The organism is Streptococcus sp. 3109 (assembly GCF_013276905.1).
Lineage (GTDB): Bacteria > Bacillota > Bacilli > Lactobacillales > Streptococcaceae > Streptococcus.
Window position 1 is genome coordinate 1 of sequence record NZ_VMLY01000032.1, and the last position, 1,978, is coordinate 1,978.

Below are 1,978 nucleotides of genomic sequence, written 5' to 3' on the forward strand. Positions count from 1 at the left end.
GCAGAAATTCCTCTCTGCCTCAAATCCTCTACCGTTACAGTATCTTGAAACACATCTCCTGGATTTTTAACAGCATCTACGCTGACTGTATAATAAATCTGCTTAAAATTAACAATCTGAATCTGCTTTTCGCCCGAATGGACAGAGTTAAAATCAATATCAAGAGAATTCCCTGTCTTTTCAAAGTCAGAACCAAACTTGACCTTGAGTTGTTCCATGCTGTGAGCCGTGATTTTTTCATACTGCATTCTAGCTGGGACATTATTGACCTGACCATAATCTTGATGCCACTTAGCCAACAAATCGTTTACCGCTCCGCGAACACTTGAATTGCTGGGATCTTCTACTTTGAGAAAGCTATCACTACTTGCCAAACCAGGCAAATCAATACTATAAGTCATCGGAGCACGATCAACCGCAAGAAGAGTGGGATTATTCTCCAACAAGGTCTCATCCACTACGAGAAGTGCTCCAGGATAGAGACGACTGTCGTTGGTAGCTGTCACAGAAATATCACTTGTATTTGTCGACAGGCTCCGCTTCTTTCTTTCGATAACAACAAACTCATCGGGCAGCTGATTCCCCTCTTTGATGAAACGATTTTCAATACTCTCTCCCTGATGGGTCAAGAGTTTCTTTTTATCGTAATCCATAGCTAGTATAAAGTCATTTACTGCTTTATTTGTCATCTTCTACCTCCTAATAAGTTCCTGGATTGAGTTGCATAAACTCAGACTTGTTCAATGAAATCAGCCGTGGTTGGACTAAGTGATCCAAAACTTCCTCGTATAATTCTTCTGAGACATTGCGTCGCCGTCTGGCTAGATAAGAAGTCGGAATGACCGTATTATCTAACATAAATACCTTATCTAAGTCAATCAAGGTTGGTCTTGTAAAAGGATTACGAGCTAGATCCGGCTCTTCTATCATAAAGTTCTTGACCAAACGTCTGGTCAAGAGGGCTGGTTTGAAGGTCTGATTTTTAACTAACTCTTTGTTTTTAGTCATACTGTTGTCAATACAAATATACATATGATTCTTCACAGCCAAATCGCTACTAATAGTCGGAAAAGGCAAATAAAGAGCCACAACATCTCCTCTCTTAATCAAGCAAGAGTACCCCCTTTTCTCCTAATGTAACATAGACAGGATTGACCAAGTCTTCTGATTGACTCAGTGCTTCCAAAGTTTGAGTTTGGCGCCCTGTCAATTTAGTAGCATCTTGTCTCTTCAATACAAAATGCTTGTCGCCAATTACCTTGACACTATAATCCTTCTCCAAAGCTGACTGGTAAATCCACATCAGATCTTGTCTGTCCTGAGAACTCAAGAGAGAAGGATGTTCAAGTCTCCCTACAGCCTGATAAAAATCAAAAACAGGAGCTAACTCTTGCCAATCTGACTGGCTAGTTGTCAAGGCTAGAAAAAGGGCTTTACGAGCTGATACTTCTTGATTAGCCTTGAGAGTCCCTTTTCCCTCCAAGTTTTTTAGAAAGTGGGAAACTCCAGAAAGCAAATCTTTCTCTAACTGCGAGAAATAAAAACCTTGCCTTCCCAGACATAAGTCTCTCAAGTCGCTTTCTCTAGCAAATAAGAGTTCAAACATTTGATAGTAAAAGAAAAATATCTGGCACTGAGTCGCGCTCATCTTTTCCTTATCGGCTTCTTTTTTTAACCAGAGCAAGGGCAATAGGTAGCTGGATTGGTACATTTCCTCCACCTCCTACTCTTTTTTCTCTGGAGCATCTGCACTAGCTGCCACTTCTTTTGACTGGATACTTTCCCACTGGTTGATTTCCTCTGAGATAAGACCTTCGCATGTCTTGACAAATAGAGCAAAAGCCTTGGTTTTTCCTGCATATTTCTCCGTTTGGCATTGATAGAGGAATTTTTCTCTCTCCAGGAGTTGCGCAGTCTTTTGGTAAGAAATCCAGTGTTCCTTGGCATTATACAAATTGAGAATCCCCTCACACAGCAA

3 protein-coding genes and 1 pseudogene are annotated in these 1,978 nt (G+C 40.7%); all 4 read right to left on the reverse strand.

The genetic code is table 11. The features are described 5' to 3' along the window. A pseudogene (gene ply, locus HT698_RS10055) lies at positions 1–689 on the reverse strand (cholesterol-dependent cytolysin pneumolysin); the annotation flags it as partial. 10 nt (positions 690–699) lie between these two features. Then, on the reverse strand, positions 700–1,110 hold the full coding sequence (locus HT698_RS10060) for a hypothetical protein (protein ID WP_023936458.1): 411 nt from the start codon (positions 1,108–1,110) through the stop codon (positions 700–702). After that, entirely contained in the window at positions 1,103–1,711 is a 609-nt protein-coding gene (locus tag HT698_RS10065; protein WP_173220132.1) for a hypothetical protein, read from the reverse strand. Before HT698_RS10065 ends, HT698_RS10060 begins: the two co-directional genes overlap by 8 nt. Before the next feature lie 12 nt (positions 1,712–1,723). Continuing rightward, a partial coding sequence (locus tag HT698_RS10070; protein WP_173220129.1) for a DUF4231 domain-containing protein occupies positions 1,724–1,978 on the reverse strand: 255 nt, incomplete at its 5' end.

Excerpts from the sequence above, each read along its gene's own strand:
- HT698_RS10065 (WP_173220132.1), bottom strand. The coding sequence starts at position 1,711 with ATGTACCAATCCAGCTACCTATTGCCCTTGCTCTGGTTAAAAAAAGAA.